Consider the following 16,909-nt stretch of genomic DNA (forward strand, 5'->3'; position numbering starts at 1 on the left):
CGCCAGGATCTGTCGACGGAGCAGGGACACAAGCCCTCCTATTCGGAGTACGAGGGGTGGGACGGGACGTACGTGGAGAACCGGAACGGGACGGGGACCGGTCCGGCGCGGACCGACCAGGCGGCGGCGGACCGCAGGTCGTCGAGAGCGATCTCGTCGGCCTCGCGGGCGACGACGAGGTTACGGGCGGCGAGTTCCGCGGCCATGTCGGCCTGATGGTCGTCGATGTGCTCGCCGTGGGCGCGGCGCCGCGGCACGTACACGGCGCGGCGGCCGGCCTGCATCGCGGCCAGCGCGGAGCCGACCCCGGCATGCGCGATCACCACGTCGGCCTCGCGCATCGCCCGCTGCAGCTCGGCGATCGGTACGTGCGCGCGGGCCCCGGCGGGCATGTCGTCCACCACGGTCGCGCCGACCTGCCACAGCACGTCCAGCTCCGGCGGCAGGATCCGGACCAGCCGCCGCAACAGCCGCGGGAACGTGAAGCGGGCGTGTGTGCCCAGCGTGACCACGACCTTGCGTACGGGCGGCGGCGCCGGCAGCGGCTCGGAGGTGAACGCGTCGAAGATGGACCCGCCGTAGCGCCACGTACCGTCGGCCCAGCCCGGGCACTGGGTGTACAACCGCACCCCGGGCAGCCGGGCGGCCAGCCGGCCGGTCAGCGACGGCCCGCGGGTGCGGGTGGCGCTCTCGATGTACGTGCATTCGATCCCGGCCGCGCGGGCGGGCACGAAGAACGACACCGCCACACTGGCCCCGGTGCTGATCACCCGGTCGTAGCGCCCGGTGCGCAGCAGTCGCCGGGCCACGGCCAGGTTGCGGGCGGCGCCGAGTACGTCCCGGCTGGTGGCCGGCGGCACGTGCACGACGTCCTCACCGGCCAGCAGGGACCGGCTCTGCGGGCTGTCGAAGGTCACCCACCGGTGCTCGCCGACGCCGAGGCGCGGCCTCAGGTCGTGCAGCTCGGCGAGGTGGCCGCCGGTGGACGCGACCAGCAGGGTCGTCACGACGCCGCCTCCCGCCCGCCCACCGCGGCCACCGGCCCGGCGTCGACAGGCTCGTCAACCGGTGCAGGGCGGACCGCGTCAGGCCCGTCGGCCCGCGCGGTGAGGCCGTCGCCAGGATCGCCGGGCGGCAACGGGCCGGGAACCAGACCGGCGAGGACGAGCACCGCCACCGCCCAGCCCAGGAACAGCGCCGGTCCGAACAGGACACCGGCCACCACGTCGGTGAGCCAGTGCTTCTGCAGGTAGATCCGGGTATAGCCCTCCACGACCGCGAGCACCAGCACGGCGGTACCCAGACCGATCCGGGCACGGCGGCCCAGCCGGAACGTCAGTACCGCGAACAGCGCCAGCGCCCCGAACGTCATCATGATCCGGGCCACCCCACCCGACGGGTACGTGCCCAGCCCGGTCGGCGGGTGCCCGCGGTCCACCATCCCCGCGAGCACGGTCTGCACGTACTGCTCCAGCGGGAACTGGGCGAGGATCGCCACCAGCGGAATCCAGAACCGCCGCCCCCACAGCACCGCGAAGACCACCGCACCGGCGACCGTCACCACCTTCAGCGGGGCCCGGTCCCCCAACGCCGTGTACGCCCAGTTCAGCCGCGCGAAGGACGGGTCGAGACGGGTGCTCACCCAGGCGTGCAAGGGCACGTCCACGGTGGACTCCAGCCGGTGCGCCAGCTCACCCAGCGGCCAGAAGACCGCCACCACCGCGGCGGCCCAGGCGAGCAGGAACGCCGCCGCCGTGGCCGGACGCCCGATCGTGGTCACCAGCGCGGCCAGCCCGGCACGTGCCCGGCACGCGAGCCGGGTGTGCGGCCAGCGGCGACCCGGCCCGTACGCCAGCGCCGGTCCCGCAACCACGGGTGCCAGCACCGCCAGCGCGGCGGCGAAGTACATCGTGCCCAAACGAACCGTCCCCATCCTGCGGCGTCCCGACCGCACTCCTGCCGTTCCCGAGCGGCGCCCGGCCGCCTTCCCCCGCGCCGGGTTGATCGGGCGCCTCAGTACGCCCCCGCGCCACGCCGGACCGCTATCGCGGTGCGCAGCAGGATCACCAGGTCGACCGTGAGCGACCAGTTCTCCACGTACCGCAGGTCGAGCCGGATGGAGTCCTCCCACGAGAGATCCGAGCGCCCGCTCACCTGCCACAGCCCGGTCATGCCGGGCTTGACCATCAGCCGCCGATGCATGTCCTGTGGGTACCGCTCGACCTCGTCGGGCAGCGGCGGGCGCGGCCCGACCAGCGACATGTCGCCCAGCAGGACGTTGAACAACTGGGGCAGCTCGTCGAGCGACCAACGGCGCAGCACCCGGCCGGAACGGGTCACCCGCGGGTCCCGGCGCATCTTGAACAGCACGTCGGGGAACTCGTTGTGCGCCCGCACGTCGTCCAGCGCGTGCTCGGCGTCGACGTGCATCGTCCGGAACTTGTACATGCGGAACGGCTCACCGCCGCGCCCCACCCGGGTCTGCCGGAAGAGCACCGGACCGCCGGTGTCCAGCCGCACCACCAGCGCGACCGCCAGGAACACCGGCGCGGCCAGCAGCAGCAACACGGCGGCCAGCGTCAGGTCGAACATCGACTTGACCAGCCGTCGCCCGCCGCCGAGCCGCGCGTGCTCGATGTGCATCATCGGCAGCCCGTCCACCGGGCGCACCGTGATCCGGTCCCCGGACGTGTCCACCAGGGAGGACGAGACGATCAGGTCGATGTCGTCGCGTTCCAGCTCCCAGGCGAGGCGGCGTAGCATGGCGCCGTCCAGTTCGGGGCAGGACAACACCATCACGGTGTCCGCACCGGCCGCTGCGGCGCAGTTCGCCGCGGCATCCAGCGCGCCGTAGACCGGCACCGGCACGGCGCCGGCCGCCGAGGCGAGCTGGTCGGCGGGCACGCACGCGCCGACGACCTGCAACCCGTGGCGGTGGCCGCGGTGCAGTTGCTCGGTCAGCCGGGCCACCGCACCGGCGTGCCCGAGCGCCAGCACGCGGTGCAGGCACGTGCCGCGGCGGCGGGCCCGGTGCAGTGCCCGGCGCAGGCCGAACCGGCCGAGCAGCGAGCCGGCCGTGGTCAGCACCAGCACGATGAGCAGATACCCGCGGGCGACTCCCGCGTGCGCCACGTACGCGGCGAGCGCCGACCCGGCCGTGAGCCGCCCGGCGGAACGCAGCACCCGCTGATACTCCTCGGTGCCGACGAACAGCAGCCGCCGCTCGTACGCGCGGGTCAGCGCGAGGATCGCGACCCACACCAGCGGGATGAACACGGACAGCGCGAGGTACCAGTTCGCGTACTTGGCGCCCTGGAAACGCAGCACGAACGCGGCCAGCGTGGCCGTCAGCGCCGCGGCCGCGTCGACGGCCAGCAGGTAACGGACGTAGCGCGCCTCCCACACCCAGCGGTCGGCGTGCCCACGGCCCGCGGCAGCACCGAGATCCCTTCCGGTGGTGCCGAAATGTGTCGCCGGAGCCGGCGACGTTGCCGGTGCTGCAAAAGACGATGTAGCGGTAAATGATGCTGACGCGGCGTTGTCCGCCGCGGTATCCGTCGTGGTCACGACGCCTTGCCTCCAGTGAGACCCCACGCCCACTCGGCACTTACGTGCACGGCACCGAGGCGTCCTCACCCTTTCCCGCAACAGCGCAGGTCAGAAGCGGTGACGCCGGACTGTTTCCAGGTGGGAACCCGACCTCTCGATCGCGAATTCGACAAACGGCAGGCACAATGCGCGGACACCGATCCCCGAGTCGTGTCCGTGGCATTGCAGATGGACTCGCGTCCACGCCGGACAAAATAGCAAGGGCATCGACCCCCGCGGAAGGCGGAAGCGCATCCTCACCATCCGCACCGGACTGATGCATTGGCGGTTACGATTTGCTTGGTGGTGACGATTTGCCCGGCGATGTGAATCGGGCCACCGCACCGTAGCACAAAAGACACCCACCACAAGGGCTCAGGCACTGCCGATCGTCGATGACCGGCATCGACGTCCACGAACGAGGTCAGAGCAGGTCGTGACCCATCGCGGTGGTCACCGCGGCGGTACGGTCGGCCACGTCCAGCTTGTTGAAGATCCGCAGCAGGTGGGTCTTCACGGTCGCCTCCGAGATGAACAGTGCACGCCCGATGTCACCGTTGGTCAGCCCCCGGGCGACGAGCCGCAGCACCTCGGTCTCGCGCGCCGACAGGGCGGGCGGCGCGGGCCGGCGTACCTGTCGCACCAGCGTGGAGGCGACCTGCGGCGCCAGCACGGTCTCCCCGCGGGCGGCCGCCCGTACGGCGTCGGCCAGCTCCGCGGGCGAGGCGTCCTTGAGCAGGTACCCGCAGGCGCCGGCCTCGATGGCGCGCAGGATGTCGCGGTCGGAGTCGTATGTGGTCAGCACCATCACCCGGGTCTGCGGGAGCTCGGCGAGGATCCGCTGGGTGGCCTCCACCCCGTCGCCGCCGGGCATCCGCAGGTCCATGAGGACGATGTCGGGCCGCTGTGCAGCGGCCAGCGCCACCGCATCGTCCGCCGACGACGCCTCGCCGGCCACGGTCAGGTCCGGTTCCGCGTCGAGCATGCCGCGCAGCCCGTGCCGGACGACCGGGTGATCATCCACCAGCACGATCCGGATCATCCCGGCACCTCCAGCTCGATCGTCGTGCCCGTGTCCGGGTTGCTGTGCACCACCAGGGTGCCGTCGACCTGCCCGGCGCGGGCCTGCATCCCGGCCAGGCCGTACCCGGCCGTACCGCCGGGCACGAACCCGGCGCCGTCGTCACGCACCACCAGCCGCACCGCCGACTCGGAGTACGCGAGCAGCACCGCAGCCTCCCGCGCCCCGGCGTGGCGGCGCACATTGGTCAGTGCCTCCTGGGCGGCGCGCAGCAGCACGACCTCCACGGCGGTCGGCAGCGCCCGGGGTTCGCCCGAGGTGCGGCAGGTCGCCGGGATGCCGGACTCCTGCGTGAACCGGGCCACCTGCCGGCCGACCGCCTCGGGCAGGGACGACTCGGCGAGCGCGGCCGGGGTCAGCGCCGCCACCATGGCCCGGGACTCGGCAAGGTTCTCCCGCGCGGTCCGCACCGCCAGGGCCAGCCGCTCGTCGGCCAGCTCCGGGTCGGCCGCCTGCAGCAGCGTGATGATGCTGGTGAACCCCTGCGCCAGGGTGTCGTGGATGTCCCCGGCCAGCCGGGCCCGTTCGGCGGCCACGCCCGCGGTGTGCGACAGCCGGGCCACCTCGGCCCGGCTGAGCTCCAGCTCGGCGATCAGTTCCGCCCGTTCCTTGCTCTGCTCGATCACCCGGCTGCCCCACAGGCCGACCAGCACCGCGAACGCCAGCGCCATCAACCCGAACGGCGCCTCGTGGACCGCCGCGGCCGGACCGCGTTCGAGCAGGGCCACCACGGACGGAACGAGGTTGACCGCGACGGCGACCGGGACCGCCGGGCGGACCCCCACGGCGAGGAAGATCAGCGGGTTGATCACGAACAGCAGGTACGTCGCGGTCGGGTCGGCCGCCACCGCCACCGCGAACAGCGCCGCCTCGGCGAGCACGAACACGAGCGCGGGCCGCCCCGCGCGGTCGCCCCGGATCAGCGTGCGGCCCCACGCCACGTACAGAATCGATCCGGCCGTGATCGCCGCGATCGCCGTGAGCCGGCGGGGCCCGGGCAGGTCGCCGGCGGTGATCGCGACGACCACCGCCACGGCGACCACCGCGAAGCAGGTGTCCCAGAGCGGGAACAGCCGCTGCCACACGCCGGGCCCCGCGCCGGTCATCGGTCGCGGCGGTTCGTCCAGCGGAAGGAGCCCAGGCACAGCAGCAATCCGATCACACACCACGCGCCGAGGATCAGGGCGGTCCGGCCGGGTTCCCATGCCCCCGCCGCCTCCAGGCTGCGCATCGAGTCCGGCAGGAACACCGAGCGGAAGCCCTGGCCCATCCATTTCACCGGGAAGACCGAGGAGAGGGTCACCATCCACGACGGCAGCTGGGTGATGGGGTGGATGAAGATGCCGGAGATGAACTGCAACGCCACCACCGGCGCGTTGAGGATGGCACCTGCGCTGCGCGCGTGCCGCACCAGCGCGCTGGCCGCGATGCCGAGCAGTGCGCACGCCAGCACCGAGAGTGCGAACAGCCAGGCGAACGTGAACCAGTGGCCCGCGTCGCGCGGCAGCGGCAGGTCGAACACCAGCACCCCGGCCGCGAGCAACACGGCCGCCTCACCCAGCGACAGCGCGGCGACCAGCAGAACCTTGCCGACGAAGTACGAGGTCGCCGTAGCGGGGGTGCCCCGCAACCGCTGCAGCGTGCCGTCCTCACGGTCGGTGGCGATGCCGACGCCCATCGTGATGAACGCGGTCGACACGATCCCGTACGCGATCATGCTGGCGGAGAAGACCTGCGCGGCGCTGATGCCCGGCCGGTCGTACTGGCCGCCGAAGATGACGCCGAACAGCACCAGCAGCATGGCGGGGAACGAGAACGTGAAGATCACCGCGGTCTTGTCGCGGGTGAACTGGCGCAGCTCCACGCCGCCGCGGGCCAGTCCGATCCGCAGGGGCGAGGGCAGCGCAGGGGCGGTGGCGGTCAACGGTTCTCTCCGATCAGCGCAAGGTACGTGTCCTCGAGGGTGGGCCGGGTCACGGTCAGGGTGCTCAGGTCGGCGTCCGCCGCGGCGGCGAGCCGGCGCAGCAGCCCGTCCGGGTCGGCGGTCCGCTCCGTACGGGTCCCCGTGGCGTCACGCCAGGTGACCGTGGCCTCGGCGGTGGCCCGCCCGCCCAGCGTGGCCGGGGTGCCCTCGGCGACGACCGTGCCGCGGGCGACGACGACCAGCCGGTCCGCGAGCGCCTCGGCCTCGTCCAGGTAGTGCGTGGTCAGCAGGATCGTGGCGCCCTCCGCGGACAGGGTACGGATGAGCTGCCAGAACTGGCGCCGCGCCGCCGGATCGAACCCGGTCGTCGGCTCGTCCAGGAAGACCAGCTCGGGACGGCCCACGATGCCGAGGGCGACGTCCACGCGACGGCGCTGACCGCCGGAGAGCGTGCCCACCCGTTGGCGCCGGTGCTCCGCCAGCCCGACCAGGTCGATGACCTCGGCGACGGGCCGCGGGCGCGGGTACATCCCGGCGAGATGCCGCACGGCCTCCTCGACGGTCAGGTCGCCGGAGTCGGCGGCGTTCTGGGCGACGATCCCGATCCGGGCCCGCCACGCGCGACCCGCGTCACCCGGGTCCGCGCCGAGCACCCGGACGGATCCGCCGTTGCGGCGCCGGTGTCCCTCCAGGATCTCCACGGTGGTGGTCTTGCCGGCCCCGTTCGGGCCGAGCAGCGCGAACACTTCGCCGGTCGCGACGGACAGGTCGATACCGGCGACGGCGGCGTGCGCGCCGTAGGACTTGCGGAGGCCCCGCACCTCGATGGCTGTCATGGGGACCATCGTCGCGGCGCGGCGACCGCCCGCGGGACGACCGCGTGACGGTCACCAGGTGTCCACCGACCGGTGGACAACCGTTCCCGGCTACTCCCAGCGGCTCATTCCCAGCGGAACCGGCGGGCGGCGGCGAACAGGGACACCGCCGCCCACAGCGCGAGGCTCAGCCAGATCCCGCCGTCCACCGGCGCGCCGTCGGTCAGGGCGGCCCGCAGCGCGGCGGCGTGCGCGGCCAGCGGGAGCAGGAAGTAACCGGCCGTGCCGAGGTCCGGCGCGGCGAACATGATGCCGCCCGCGGCCAGCATCAGCACGTAGATCAGCGTGGCCGCGGCGGTCACGGTCTCGGCCCGCAGCAGGCTCGCCAGCAGCAGCGCCAGCCCGCAGTACGCCGCGGTGGCCAGGGCGGTGACCCCCAGCGCGGGCAGCACCTGGCCGAGGTGCGGTCGCCACCCGACCGCGACGCCCACCACCGCCAGTACGAGCAGCTGCACCGCGACCAGGCACCACACCGCGGCGGTCTTCGCGGCGAGCAGGCCGGGCTTGGTGAGCGGCGAGGCCCCGAGCCTTTTCAGTACGCCGTAGCTGCGCTCGTACCCCGTGGTGATGGCCTGCCCGGTGAACGCGGTCGACAGCACCGTCAGGGCCAGCACCCCGGGCACCACGAAGCCGGGGCGATCGGCGCCGGGCACATTGGTGGCTCGGGTCAGGGTCGCACCGAGCAGCACCAGCAGCGGCACACCCATCGCCAGCACGACGGCCTCACCCCGGCGCGCGGTGAGCAGCAGTTCCGTACGGATCTGGCGGGACAGCACGGCGCGCATCGGGGCGCGGCCCGGCGCGGGGGTGAAGGTTCCGTTCATCGGCTCGCCCCGGCAGTGAGATCGAGGTACACGTCTTCGAGGGTGCGCCGCCGGGTGTCGACGCCGGTGACCCGCGCGCCCTGCGCCGCGAACCAGGTCAGCACGTCCGCGATCGCGTCGGTGTGCAGCGGGCCCGCAACCGCGTACTCGCCCGGTGACTGCTCGGTGACCGTGACGCCGGTGAGCCGGGCGGCCAGGTCGCCGGCCGGCAGGCCGGGATCCGCGCGGATCTGCAGCAGGTCGATGCCGGCGGCGGCGGTGAGCTCGGCCGGGGTGCCGGTGGCCGCGACCACCCCGGAACGCATGATCACGACGTGGTCGGCGAGCCGCTCGGCCTCGTCGAGCAGGTGCGTGGTGAGCAGGACCGTGACGCCGTCGGCGCGCAGCTGCTCGACCAGGGCCCAGGTGGTGTGCCGGGCCTCGGTGTCCATGCCCGCGGTCGGCTCGTCCAGGAATACCAGCTCGGGCCGCCCCACCAGCGCCACCGCGAGGGCCAGGCGCTGCTGTTCGCCGCCGGACAGCCGGCGGAACGTCGTGCGCGCGGAGCGGCGCAGGCCGAGCCGGTCCAGCAGCATGCCGGTGTCCAGTGGCCGCGCGGCGAACGACGCGAACTGCTGGAGGATCTCCGCCGCGGTGGCCCACGGGTACATCCCGCCGGACTGCAGCATGATGCCGATCCGTGGCATGAGCGCGTCGTGGTCGGCGACCGGGTCGAGGCCGAGCACCCGGACGGTGCCCGCGTCCGGGCTGCGGAAGCCCTCGCACACCTGCAGCAGGCTGGTCTTGCCCGCGCCGTTGTTGCCGAGCAGCGCCAGGACCGCGCCGCGCGGAACGGTCAGCGACACACCGTCTACCGCGGTGCGGGTGCCGTAGCGGATCACCAGATCCCGCACCGATACGGCGTCTTCGTCGCCCATGTCAGCCCATCAGTTCCGTCGGTTTCGCCGGGGCAACGATACCGAGCGCCCCGGTGTGGCCCCGGTCACCGCCGACGCCGGTGACGCCCCTCGCACGCTGGTGTCGCCCGCGCGGCGCCCGTCGGTAGGGTGCGCAGGTGACCGACCAGAGTGCCGCCGTGGAGATCTACACCGATGGGGCATGCGTCCCGAATCCGGGCCCGGGCGGGTGGGGCGCCGTCCTGCGCTACGGCACCGCCGAGAAGGATCTGTGCGGCGGCGAGGCCACACCGACCACGAACAACCGGATGGAGCTGATGGCGCCGATCCGGGCGCTGGAGAGCCTGACCCGGGCGCCGCTGACCGTGCGGATGTACACCGACAGCATCTACGTCCGCGACGGCATCACGAAATGGCTGCCGCGGTGGCGGGCGAACGGCTGGCTGACCTCGGCCCGGCAGCCGGTCAAGAACGTGGACCTGTGGCAGCGGCTGGACGCGGCGGTGCAGCGCCACGACGTGCAGTGGCACTGGGTGAAGGGCCACAACGGTCACCCGGAGAACGAGCGCGCGGACCGGCTGGCCGCCCGGGGCCTGCAGGAGGCGCTGGCCGCCGCGGGCTGAGGCCGTGCCGGGGGCATGCGCCGGTCCCGCGTCTGCGCCGTCCCGGATCTGAGCGATCCGGTCAGCGCAGCACCCGGAAACGCAGGCTGGTACGTGGGCCGATCTCGGTCACCTCGATGCGCTCCAGGGTGACGCCGGCCAGCCTCGGGTCGTCGAACAGGCGGGTGCCCGCGCCGAGGAACACCGGCATCACGTCCACCCGGATCTCGTCGACCAGACCCGCTACCAGCAGTTGCTCGCCGAGTCGCGCCCCGCCCACGATCTGCACCGCGCGGTCGCCCGCGGCGGCCTTCGCCCGGCGCACCGCGGACTCCGGCCCGTCGGTGACGAACGTGAACGTCAGGCGGTCGTTCTCGCGCGGATGCCGGGCCGGCGGATGGGTGGTCACGATGAACAGCGGCACCTGGAACTCGTAGGCGTCCGCGATCGAGTCCGGGTCGTCAGGCATCTCGAACGAGCGGCGGCCCATGACGACCGCGCCCGTCTCGGCGATCATCGCGTCCAGGTAGTCCGTGCCGTGCAACGCCGCCAGGTCCTGATACAGCGCGCCGGAGTCGCCGTGCTCGTCGGCGACGAAGCCGTCGAGTGACATCGTCATGCCACCGATCACCGTGGCCACGCGGCCCACCCCCTCTCCCTGCAGAACCGGTCTAGCAGACGGTTCCGACGAAACGGGGGCGGACGGATCAGGACGACCGTGGTTTCGGAACGGTGATCCGGGTCGTGGGCCGCGCCGCGACCTCGTCCTGCACGACGGCTCCGGCCCCGTGGACCACCGCGCCGTTCACCACTGCACCGTTGACCTTGACGCCCGCGGCGCCGTTCACCTTGGCGCGGGCGACCCGGTCGGCCGGCAGCCGGTACGTCGGCCCCTGCACGAGTTCGTCCGGCACCTGATGGCGGCCCGAGGGCTCGGCGGCCGGCAGGGGTTCCGCCGAGCCCTCCACGACGGCGTTCGAACCGACGATCACCGCGGCCGACGCACGGATCGCGGCCCGGTCACCCCGGCGCGGCGCGATGATCCGTGCGGCCAGCCCGAACACGCTGCGGGTGGCGGTGTCGTACCCGTCGCGGAACGCCTCGTCGCGGTCCAGCCCCGTCCTGTACCACTGGTGCAGGCGCCCCGCCGCGTACCCGGTGCACGCGATGAACGCGGCCAGCAGCGACAAGAGCAGGGTGGAGTTTCCCGGGGCGGTCATGAGTCAGATTCTTGCCAATGGGATAGACCGCAAGCTATGGCCCGTTTGACGTACCCCGATCGACGTACCGCGGTGGATGCGACGAGACCGGGTGGCGTCCGAATCACTTCGGACGCCACCCGGTCCCTGGTGGATCCACTGTCGAAGCGGCGCCGGACTCGCCCGAGCGGCACCCGACGCCCTCGGGCGCCGCCCGGACGAGGGCTTCGGCGAAGGCCTCAGGCCGCGATCGGTTCCGGTGCCGCCGCGGGCGTCTCCGGCTGCGGCCGGCGCTTGCGCTTGACGAACGGCGTGATGCGCGGGCGCCGCCGGGCGGCCAGGTCCTCGACCCAGCCGAGCGACAGGACCGCGACGGCGAGCAGCACCAGGGCGATCGAGAAGTCCGCCGCGTACTCCAGGCCCTGGGTGGGGATCTCCCAGAGCTTGAGCGGGTCGAACAGCGCGACCGCGATCGTGATGGCGACGTTGTGCCACAGATAGATGGTGACGGCCCGGTTGTTCACCATGGACACGAAGCCGTCGAGCGGCCGGGACCGGGCCAGCCAGTCCATCCGCGGCGCCCAGCGCATCAGCGCCAGGACGAAGCCGATGGAGTAGATGGCGTACGCCACGGGGATGCCGACCAGGTTCATGCCTTCGTCGCCGGGGTGGGTGTACGCCCACGCCAGAGATCCGGCGACGCAGACCACCGCGACGCCGAGCACGGCGGGGACGGGCAGCTTGGCCAGGTCGCCTTCGCGGTGCGCCATGCCGAGCACCCAGCAGGACGCGAAGCCGAGGATGTTCTGCAGCACCCAGCCGGCCGAGGCGCCGAACACCTGCGGGTGCGTCGTGAGCGCCATCAGCAGCAGCAGCGGCAGCAGCACGGTGGGGATCTTCATCTTGCGGTACATCTTGAGCAGGACTGGCGAGAGCAGCACCAGCCAGAGGTAGGTGACCAGGTACCACAGCACACCGGCGGCGGCGTAGCCGTACTCGCTGGCGGGCGGGTCGGCGATGGGGAACACCCACAGCAGCATGCGCGGCCAGGACGGGCGGTCCGGCCAGCCGTGGTGGATCATGATCGGCACGAGGATGAGGGCCATCACCCAGAGTGCTGGCAACAGCCGACGCAGACGGTTACGCAGTGTGCGGGAGACGCTACGGTCCAGCGACTTGACCATGAGCGAACCGCCCAGGGCGAACATGACGCCCATCGACGGGAAGATCAGCTCAAGCGTCGCAAAAGGGAAGGCGTGGAACAAAACAACCCGGATGATCGCAACTGCACGGAGAGTGTCGAAGTATCTGTCCCGGCTCGCCCTCTTACGTGCCGCCACCTTGCCTCCATCAGGTCATACTGTGCGTGACCGCGGTCTGCGGCAATTACAAAACGTAGTGTTTGACGCAAGCCACGCGGATTCCCCGAATGGGCAGATCCGGCCACCGTTCCGGCGCACGGGCATGGCCCCCCGGCGCCGGGGCGCGCCGGTCGATGCGCCGACCCCGACCCGCGGGCAACCGTCGATGCCATACTTGCGGCCTCCACCGCCGCGACCGCCGCACCAGTCGCGACCGCCGCACAGTACGGAGCGCCATGTCCGCATCCGGGCCCGCTGACGGGCCGGCCGTTCGACGGCCGACCCTGACCCAGGTGGCCGCCCTCGCGGGGGTGAGCCTGAAGACCGCCTCCCGGGCGCTCAACGCTGAGCCGAACGTCGCCGAGGCCACCGGCCGCCGGGTCCGTGACGCGGCCGACGAACTCGGCTACCGCCTCAATGGCATCGCCCGCGAGTTGCGCCGCGGCGCCACGTCCGCGCTCGTCGGCCTGATCAGCGGCGACCTGACCAACCCGTTCTACTCCGCGGTCGCCAGCGGAATCGAACGTGAGCTGCGGCAACACGGGCTCCAGCTGGTGACCGCCAACAACGACGAGGACGCCGAGCGGGAGCGGGAACTCATCGACGCGTTCCTGGAACGCCGGGTGCGGGCGCTGCTCATCGTGCCCAGTGGCACCGGCCACGACTACCTGACGATCGAAGGCAACCGGGGCGTGCCGTTCGTCTTCCTGGACCGGCCCCCGGACGGCCTGGCCGCCGACGCCGTGGTCATCGACAACCACGGCGGTGCCCGTTCGGCCGCACAGCACCTGCTCGCCGGTGGACACCGGCGGATCGCGCTGGTCGCCGACCTGGCCCGGATGGCGCCGCAGCGGGAACGCATCGACGGTTTCGTGCAGGCGATGGGCGCGGCGGGCAGCGACGAGTGGCGGCCGTACCTGCGTACGGATGTGCACGACGTACGTAACGCCGAGCGCACGGTCGGCGAGCTGCTGGCCACGGACCCGGCACCGACCGCGGTGTTCACCACGAACAACCGGCTGACCACGGGGGCGCTGCGGGCCCTGCGAGGGCGTCCGGACCCGCCGGCCCTGATCGGCTTCGACGACTTCGACCTCGCCGACGTGATCGGCGCGACCGTGGTGGCGCACGACGCCATGGCGCTGGGGCGGGCGGCGGCACGGCTGGCGCACGAGCGGATCAGCGGCCACGAGGGCCCGGCGCGCACGATCGTCATCCCGACGTCCGTGGTCGCCCGCGGCTCGGGTGAACGCCGCCCGAGCTGACACACTCGCAACCCGAGTCGAACAAGACCGCTCACATTACAACACGGCTACAAGCACCGACCCACGATTGACACCCACCAGGCGGAGGAGCAGCGTATTCGCCGTTGTCTGTGACAACGATGTCAAGGATTGGGGAGGACCATGGGCTTTACGCGACGGGCCGCCGTGGCCGTTGTGGGCGTCGCCGCCCTGCTCACGGCATCCGCGTGCAGCGGCAGCGACAGCAGCGGCGGCACCGGTTCCAAAAATGTCGAAGTGTTCACATGGTGGGCGGACGGCGGCGAGAAGGCGGGGCTGGACGGCCTCGTCGGCGTCTTCGGCACCGCCTGCGCGGGCCAGACCTTCCAGAACGGCGCGATCGCCGGCGGCGCCGGCGCGAACGCCAAGCAGGTGCTCGCATCCCGTCTGCAGCAGGGCGACCCGCCGGACACGTTCCAGGCGCACGCGGGCGCCGAACTGCTCGACTACATCAACGCGGGCCAGATCGAGGACATCAGCGCCGACTACGACGCGTGGGGCCTGAAGCAGGCGTTCCCGGCCGGCCTCATCGGCAACCTCACCGTCGACGGCAAGATCTACTCGGTGCCGGCGAACATCCACCGCGCCAACGTTGTGTGGAGCAACAAGAAGGTGCTCTCCGGAGCCGGCATCACCGCCGACCCCAAGGACATGACCGAGTTCCTTGCCGACCTCGACAAGCTCAAGGCCAAGGGCGTCAAAGCGCCACTGGCGGTCGGCAAGGACTGGACGCAGCTCATGCTGTTCGAATCCGTGCTGATCACCGACCTCGGCGCGGACAAGTTCACCGGACTGTGGCAGGGCAAAACGGACTGGAACGACCCGGCCGTCACGAAAGCGATCGGCGACTTCCAGCACCTGCTCACATACTCGAACACCGACCGCGACGCCCTGGACTGGACCGACGCCGAGAAGCTCGTCATGGACGGCAAGGCCGGCTACCAGCTCATGGGTGACTGGGAGGCCGCGGACCTCGACGCCAAGGGCTTCAAGGACTACGGCTGGTTCACGTTCCCCGGCAACGGCGCCACCTTCCAGTGGCTGGCCGACTCGTTCGTGCTGCCCAAGGGGGCGAAGAACCCCGACGGCACCAAGTGCTGGCTGAAGACGGTCGGCAGCGCCGACGGGCAGAAGGCGTTCAACACCAAGAAGGGCTCCATCCCGGCCCGTACGGACGCCAACCCGGCCGACTACCCGAAGTACCAGCAGGCCGCCATGGCCGACTGGAAGGCCGCCACCCCGGTGCCCTCGTGCGCCCACGGATCGGCCTGCTCGCAGGGCTGGCAGGGGGCGGCCAACTCGGCGCTCGGCGCGTTCTCCACCAACCACGATGCGGCGGCGCTGCAGAAGGCGCTCGCCACCGCGGCGAAGCAGTTCGCCGGAAAGTGAAAGCGCGACGGCGGGGCGGGGGGCGCCCCGCCGTCGTCATTCCGAGCCACACCTGAGGAGCCCGATGCGCCGAATGCGGCACTGGGGACCGGGCCTGCTGCTGCTCTCCCCGTCACTGATCCTGCTCGCCGTCTTCGTGTACGGGCTCATCGCCTGGACCACGAAGGTCTCCGTCTCCGACGAGCACAACGCCCGCGGCTCCAAGGGTTTCGTCGGGCTCGACAACTACGTCACCCTGTTCACCGACGACATCAACGACCGGTTCCTGCACTCGCTGAAGAACCTGCTCATCTTCACGGTCGTGTTCATGGCCGGCACGATGCTGATGGGCCTGCTCTGGGCGTTCCTGCTGGAGCGCGGCGTCCGCGGCGAGGGCTTCTTCCGTACGGTCTACCTGTTCCCGATGGCGGTGTCGTTCATCGCCTCCGGGGTGGTGTGGCGCTGGCTGATGAACCCCGGCACGGGCGACGACGCGGGCGGCCTCAACGCCGTCTTCGGCGCCCTGCACCTTCAGTTCCTGCAGAACACGTGGTGGACGAACCCGGACTGGGGCATGGCCGCCATGGCGATGCCCGCGATCTGGCAGCTCTCCGGCTATGTGATGGCGTTGTTCCTGGCCGGCTTCCGCGGCATCCCCCAGGAGCTGCGCGAGGCAGCCGCGATGGACGGGGCGAGCACGTACCGGCTGTACCGCAACGTCATCTTCCCGCAGCTCACCCCGGTCGCGCTGTCCGCGCTGATCATCGTGGGACACATGTCGATGAAGATGTTCGACCTGATCATGAGCGTGTCCGGGGCGCAGTGGCTCACCGAGGTGCCCGCGGTCTACGTCTGGCAGGCGCTGCTGACCAGCGACTACGCCAAGGCGGCCGCCATCTCGATCATCCTGCTGCTGCTGGTCGCGGTGGTCATCGTCCCGTATCTGATCTGGACCAACCGCACGGAGAAAGCCTCATGACCGCCACCCGCGTTCCGGCTGCCCGTTCGTCGGTCGAGCCGGTCGCCGCACCGCCGGTCGCGAAGCGGTCGGTCACACCCGGCATGGTTGCCGGGCGCACCGTGAAGTACCTGCTCGTGGTCTTCTTCCTGCTCGTCGTGCTCATGCCCGCGTACGTGCTGATCGTGACGAGCTTCAAGTCGGGCTCCGAGATCGGGGTCACCGGGCAGTGGACGCTTCCCCAGCACTGGACCGTGGCGTCGTGGTCTAAGGCGTGGACCGCGTTGCAGCCGTCGTTCATCCGTACGTTCGAACTGGCCGTGCCGGTCGCGGTGATCTCCTCGCTGATCGGCGCCGCGAACGGGTTCGTGCTGTCCCGGTGGCGCTTCCCCGGGGCGGACGTGGTGTTCACGCTGATCCTGTTCGGGATGTTCATCCCGTATCAGGCCGTGATGATCCCGCTGCGGGAGATCGTGACGACGATCGGCATCCCGCCGGGCATCCCGACCCTGGTGTTCGTGCACTGCATCTACGGCATCCCGATCTGCACGCTGATCTTCCGGAACTACTACGCGACGACCGTGCCGGAGGAGCTGATCGAGGCGGGCCGGGTGGACGGCGCGGGGCTGCTGCGGACGTTCTGGTCGCTGATCCTGCCGATCTCGATCCCCGGCTTCGTGGTGACGATCATCTGGCAGTTCACGTCGGCGTGGAACGACTACCTCTTCGCGATCTTCCTGTCGAACACCCGCAACGGCCCGATCACGATCGCGCTGAACGCACTGGCCGGCGCCCAGTCACCGGACTACGCGGCGTCGATGGCGGGCGCGCTGATCACGTCACTGCCCACCCTCGTCGTGTACGTGCTGCTCGGCCGCTGGTTCATCGGCGGTCTGATGGCGGGCTCCGTCAAGAGCTGAGTCCCGCTCACACTCACCGGGCGGAAATCC

Annotated in this window: 17 protein-coding genes; 5 read left to right on the top strand and 12 right to left on the bottom strand. The window is 71.5% G+C overall.

All coding sequences use genetic code 11. From position 1 onward, the window contains the following. Nucleotides 1–38: 38 nt before the first annotated feature. The 9 genes from ACMCNK_RS12300 to ACMCNK_RS12340 all read right to left on the bottom strand — a co-directional run bounded on the left by ACMCNK_RS12300 (nucleotide 39) and on the right by ACMCNK_RS12340 (nucleotide 9,209). Nucleotides 39–1,007 (bottom strand): glycosyltransferase, encoded by a 969-nt coding sequence (locus tag ACMCNK_RS12300; RefSeq protein ID WP_412736536.1) that lies wholly within the window; start codon nucleotides 1,005–1,007, stop codon nucleotides 39–41. Beyond that, a complete protein-coding gene (locus ACMCNK_RS12305) occupies nucleotides 1,004–1,933 on the bottom strand; it encodes a phosphatase PAP2 family protein (protein ID WP_412736537.1) in 930 nt (309 codons plus the stop codon). Before ACMCNK_RS12305 ends, ACMCNK_RS12300 begins: the two co-directional genes overlap by 4 nt. Nucleotides 1,934–2,013: 80 nt before the next feature. Beyond that, nucleotides 2,014–3,405: a sugar transferase gene (locus ACMCNK_RS12310; protein ID WP_412736538.1), complete on the bottom strand. Its 1,392-nt coding sequence runs from the start codon at nucleotides 3,403–3,405 to the stop codon at nucleotides 2,014–2,016. Between the two features lie 607 nt (nucleotides 3,406–4,012). After that, nucleotides 4,013–4,630 (bottom strand): response regulator, encoded by a 618-nt coding sequence (locus tag ACMCNK_RS12315; RefSeq protein WP_412736539.1) that lies wholly within the window; start codon nucleotides 4,628–4,630, stop codon nucleotides 4,013–4,015. Next, the gene (locus ACMCNK_RS12320) at nucleotides 4,627–5,814 is read right to left on the bottom strand and encodes a sensor histidine kinase (RefSeq protein ID WP_412736540.1); all 1,188 of its coding nucleotides are present in this window, start codon (nucleotides 5,812–5,814) and stop codon (nucleotides 4,627–4,629) included. The genes ACMCNK_RS12315 and ACMCNK_RS12320 overlap by 4 nt, the downstream gene beginning before the upstream one ends. Continuing rightward, nucleotides 5,772–6,593 carry an ABC transporter permease gene (locus ACMCNK_RS12325; protein ID WP_412736541.1) on the bottom strand — a complete coding sequence of 274 codons (822 nt, stop codon included), beginning with the start codon at nucleotides 6,591–6,593 and terminating at the stop codon, nucleotides 5,772–5,774. Before ACMCNK_RS12325 ends, ACMCNK_RS12320 begins: the two co-directional genes overlap by 43 nt. Continuing rightward, nucleotides 6,590–7,438, bottom strand: a complete 849-nt coding sequence (locus ACMCNK_RS12330) for an ABC transporter ATP-binding protein (protein WP_412736542.1) — start codon at nucleotides 7,436–7,438, stop codon at nucleotides 6,590–6,592. The genes ACMCNK_RS12325 and ACMCNK_RS12330 overlap by 4 nt, the downstream gene beginning before the upstream one ends. Nucleotides 7,439–7,533: 95 nt before the next feature. Next, entirely contained in the window at nucleotides 7,534–8,292 is a 759-nt protein-coding gene (locus ACMCNK_RS12335; protein ID WP_412736543.1) for an ABC transporter permease, read from the bottom strand. Continuing rightward, nucleotides 8,289–9,209 carry an ABC transporter ATP-binding protein gene (locus ACMCNK_RS12340; protein WP_412736544.1) on the bottom strand — a complete coding sequence of 307 codons (921 nt, stop codon included), beginning with the start codon at nucleotides 9,207–9,209 and terminating at the stop codon, nucleotides 8,289–8,291. The genes ACMCNK_RS12335 and ACMCNK_RS12340 overlap by 4 nt, the downstream gene beginning before the upstream one ends. A gap of 137 nt (nucleotides 9,210–9,346) precedes the next feature. On the opposite strand from ACMCNK_RS12340, the gene rnhA reads away from it, so the two are divergent. Beyond that, nucleotides 9,347–9,811 carry a ribonuclease HI gene (rnhA, locus tag ACMCNK_RS12345; RefSeq protein ID WP_412736545.1) on the top strand — a complete coding sequence of 155 codons (465 nt, stop codon included), beginning with the start codon at nucleotides 9,347–9,349 and terminating at the stop codon, nucleotides 9,809–9,811. 61 nt (nucleotides 9,812–9,872) lie between these two features. Here the strand turns inward: rnhA and ACMCNK_RS12350 are convergent, their stop codons facing one another. The 3 genes from ACMCNK_RS12350 to ACMCNK_RS12360 form a co-directional block, all read right to left on the bottom strand. Then, on the bottom strand, nucleotides 9,873–10,430 hold the full coding sequence (locus ACMCNK_RS12350) for a dihydrofolate reductase family protein (protein WP_412736546.1): 558 nt from the start codon (nucleotides 10,428–10,430) through the stop codon (nucleotides 9,873–9,875). A gap of 67 nt (nucleotides 10,431–10,497) precedes the next feature. Next, nucleotides 10,498–11,010, bottom strand: a complete 513-nt coding sequence (locus ACMCNK_RS12355; protein WP_412736547.1) for a hypothetical protein — start codon at nucleotides 11,008–11,010, stop codon at nucleotides 10,498–10,500. Between the two features lie 218 nt (nucleotides 11,011–11,228). Continuing rightward, complete coding sequence (locus ACMCNK_RS12360) at nucleotides 11,229–12,329, bottom strand: acyltransferase family protein (protein WP_412736548.1); 1,101 nt, start codon at nucleotides 12,327–12,329, stop codon at nucleotides 11,229–11,231. Nucleotides 12,330–12,643: 314 nt separating this feature from the next. On the opposite strand from ACMCNK_RS12360, the gene ACMCNK_RS12365 reads away from it, so the two are divergent. The 4 genes from ACMCNK_RS12365 (at nucleotide 12,644) to ACMCNK_RS12380 (ending at nucleotide 16,879) form a co-directional block, all read left to right on the top strand. After that, nucleotides 12,644–13,615, top strand: coding sequence for a LacI family DNA-binding transcriptional regulator (locus ACMCNK_RS12365; protein WP_412736549.1), 972 nt, complete (start codon nucleotides 12,644–12,646; stop codon nucleotides 13,613–13,615). Between the two features lie 141 nt (nucleotides 13,616–13,756). Beyond that, nucleotides 13,757–15,022: an ABC transporter substrate-binding protein gene (locus tag ACMCNK_RS12370; RefSeq protein ID WP_412736550.1), complete on the top strand. Its 1,266-nt coding sequence runs from the start codon at nucleotides 13,757–13,759 to the stop codon at nucleotides 15,020–15,022. 73 nt (nucleotides 15,023–15,095) lie between these two features. After that, nucleotides 15,096–15,980, top strand: a complete 885-nt coding sequence (locus ACMCNK_RS12375) for a carbohydrate ABC transporter permease (RefSeq protein ID WP_412740826.1) — start codon at nucleotides 15,096–15,098, stop codon at nucleotides 15,978–15,980. After that, the gene (locus ACMCNK_RS12380; RefSeq protein WP_412736551.1) at nucleotides 15,977–16,879 is read left to right on the top strand and encodes a carbohydrate ABC transporter permease; all 903 of its coding nucleotides are present in this window, start codon (nucleotides 15,977–15,979) and stop codon (nucleotides 16,877–16,879) included. Before ACMCNK_RS12375 ends, ACMCNK_RS12380 begins: the two co-directional genes overlap by 4 nt. Nucleotides 16,880–16,909: the final 30 nt, after the last annotated feature.

The organism is Krasilnikovia sp. MM14-A1259, assembly GCF_047159535.1.
Lineage (GTDB): Bacteria > Actinomycetota > Actinomycetes > Mycobacteriales > Micromonosporaceae > Actinoplanes.